This is a genomic window from Weissella sp. DD23, assembly GCF_001579105.1.
Taxonomy (GTDB): Bacteria; Bacillota; Bacilli; order Lactobacillales; family Lactobacillaceae; genus Weissella; species Weissella cibaria.
Window position 1 is genome coordinate 127,577 of the sequence record NZ_KQ970390.1, and the last position, 3,373, is coordinate 130,949.

The window sequence follows — 3,373 nt, forward strand, 5'->3', positions numbered from 1 at the left end:
AATTTCTTTATTGATTTCAATGCCTTTTTGGGTACAATCCGTACGAGCAATTTTAAATTCTCCAAGAGTTGGAGGAGTCATAGCTAATGGCTTATGGTTATACCCAGCAAAATATTATTTTAATTTTGTACAAGGATTGTTCGTTCTTAAATCTCCGGGCTTTTATACTAACGTAGCAGTAAATGCTGTGGCTTTCATCTCTTTGGTAGTTGTTTTTGTGTTTTGGAAACAAAACAAAAAATTAGTAGCTGCACTTTTCATTCAATTGATAATGCTAATGTTTCCACTGGTTGCAGCGATTATGAATGGAGGAACTACACCTTCGAATCGCTGGGTGATTATATTTATCTTGACGATAAGTTACGCAACAGCTTGGATGGTAGAAAATTTAGAAACTATATTTAATCATAGGTTACAGGTTACAGTTTTTGTAACCATTGGAATTGCCTTTTTGGCGGTTGTAGTTGCATTACCAATCAGCCTTAGTAAGGGGTACGCATTAATTTCGATGGTTAGTCTGGTTGCGGCTTCATTTGTAATTGCATTTCCTTCCAAAAAAAGAAAGAATTCCCTACTGTTCATTGCTGTGTTTAATATTGTTGGAGTAGGGGCGTTTGCTTATTCTGAGACGGGTGGCAACCTTGTTAATTTGTATAGTCAATCCCGTATTAATGATTATCACCCTTTTGACGTATTTAAAAAACAAAAGCGCAGCGAGTTAGTTACGCTTCAACGGACTTGACAAGTTCACTTAATCGAGCAAATTTTGCTCAATTCGATCATGCTATGACACTTGAATCATACAATTCTTTGGATAATAAATTTGTGTATGATTTTTCTAAATCTGTTGTAAATACACCTACGCAGAAATTGGATCCTTTGCGTCAGATGGACAATCGTGAAGAATTGTTGTCACTGCTTGGTGTGAATCAGATATATTCGTACTCTGGAAATAAGCGGTTGCCGTTTGTCTTGTATAAGAACAATGGTGTGTCGCCACTATATACAAGTAAGACATCTGTTCCTTTGGTGTACAAGGCAGATAACACTATTTCAGAACGACAGTATTATGCTTTACCAAGTTGGCAAAGATCTTCAGTACTGACCAACAATACAGTTGTAGATGAAAAGAAAACTGGGGTAGTAAACACGGAAAATGAGCCTGTTACGCTGGATACCCAGCATGAAGGGAAGTTCAATTTTCTCAACAGTCAAACGGTTAGAGTATCACTACCTAACGAAGTGAATAATAGCGGTTACCAATTAATGCTATATTTTGAGGGTCTGCATTTTAAAGCGCAAACATTTGCACAGGCAATTCACAACGTTGACGCCACAAATGAAGATGTACCAAGCCATTCTATGGGAATTGGAAAAGTTTCAGCAAGACAAAAGAAATTCAATGAATTGATTAATTGGGGCAATTCAGACAAGACTGCGTACATTTTGAAGTTTACTGCAAGTAATAAGTACGAAAATTCATTCATAGATTATGGTCAACAGCAAACTACCTTTTACAATCCTCAAGAAAAAGTGATGATTAATATAGGAAGTTCGGATGCCCAAAGACATTTTGTGGATATTAAATTAAACAAAAAAGGCATTTTGAGTTTTAAAAAAATGAAAATTGTTGCAGTTCCAATGGGAAATGTGAAGCGTTCTGTTGAGCAAATTCATAAAAAAAATAAAGACATTGATGTTAAATTAAGTAACAAGGGATTACGGACAACTATTAATGTTGCTTCAAAAAAACAATTTATGGCTACGTCTATTCCATATCTAGAATCTGGATGGAATTTGCTAATCGATGGAAAACCTGCAAAAATCGTAAAGACAAATGTTGGCTTTATTGGGTTTGCGTTAAACAAAGGCAATCACTTAGTAGAACTTAAGTACCATACCCCATATCTTCGAGTAACTATTGTCATATCACTAATAACTATTACCTTACTGATTATATTTGGAATGGTTAGAGTAATTCGCAATAGATAATTTAAAAAATATGGTTTTAAAAGCCTCTTTCGGATTTAGGAAATCTGAAAGAGGCTTTTAGTTTAAAGTGAATTTCTATATAACTTGTTAAAAGATTTTTTTCATATTAAAAGAAACGCTACGTTAGTGTATAATTCTTGATATGTGCTCTAGTTTGGGATGGGGCTTTTAGAAATAGTATGGAGTAAGTAAATGAAACTTTGGTTATTTGGATCTTATAAATGGCAAGGTAACCCAAAAGCTTTGGTGATGTATATGGCGGAACATTCTGCCAAAACGCATGAAGTTTGGTGGGTTGCTGATTCAGAGCAGGATGCAGCGCTTGTGTCTAGCCTAGGATATCACGCGGTTGTATCAAATAGTAAGAAGGCACGGGGCTTGTTTAGTAACGCGGATGTGTATATAACAGAAAATTTCCGTGAAAAATATCCCGCAGAAATGAACCCTGATATCAAAATTATTAATCTGTGGCATGGGGTTGGACTTAAGCATATCGAACTTGCTTTAGGGGCTGAGTCTGCTCTTGCAGAAAGTATCGTGCGAAAGTACGTGCGAAACTTCGAATTATATAAAAACAACCTCAAATTCTTGGCTACTTCGAAAGCTATGGAAGATCATTTTATCGAAGATATGCCATTAGATGAGTCACAAATTATTCGTGGCGGTTATCCGCGAAATCAAGTGTACCAATTTGAGAATATGCGTACTGATAACGGCGCATTAGACTTTATTGAAAAATATGACGACGTTTATTTGTTTGCGCCAACGTACCGCTTTACGAATGTAAATGGGTCGTTTAAAAAGCTCTTGCCTAATCTTGGGGCCGTTGCGCAAAAAATGGCCGACAGCAATTCGCTCTTTATCATTAAGCTACATCCGTTTATGCTTGAAGATCCAGAGTATTTGGCAGCCTTGGAAGAATATGAAGATGATGAAAATGTTTATTTCTGGGATGACAAATACGATGTATACGAAATTTTCAATAAGATTACAGTTGGGGTAGTTGACTATTCGTCAATCTTTTACGATATGCTCGAAAGTGGTGTCGAACGGTTTATCCGCTATATCCCTGATTATGATCAGTATGTCAATGATCTGGAATTAGTTGGAGATTATTTTGAACTGACGGATGGCGTTGATGCATATTCTTTTGCAGAATTCATTGACTTATTGGGTTCAAATCTACCAGTTATAACAAAAAAAGCAGACTTGTTAAATCACTTTTTTGAGTATGATGCGGGTTCTTCGGTTGATACTTTAATCGAAAAAATTGACAATGCAGTTCTAAATAAGAAAGAGTACAAAACGTTACACACGTTTGATATATTTGACACTTTAATCCGACGAAATACCGTCGAGCCTGAAGGTATCTTTTATTTAG

General features: G+C 35.9%; 2 protein-coding genes and 1 pseudogene. All 3 read left to right on the plus strand.

What is annotated here, in order from left to right; translation table 11 throughout:
* Nucleotides 1-742, plus strand: a pseudogene (locus tag WEIDD23_RS00595) (hypothetical protein); the annotation flags it as partial.
* Between the two features lie 44 nt (nt 743-786).
* Nucleotides 787-1,992, plus strand: coding sequence for a YfhO family protein (locus WEIDD23_RS00600; protein ID WP_062358654.1), 1,206 nt, complete (start codon nt 787-789; stop codon nt 1,990-1,992).
* 192 nt (nt 1,993-2,184) lie between these two features.
* Nucleotides 2,185-3,373, plus strand: a 1,189-nt coding sequence (locus tag WEIDD23_RS00605; protein ID WP_197458750.1) for a CDP-glycerol glycerophosphotransferase family protein, incomplete at its 3' end; no start/stop codon positions are given.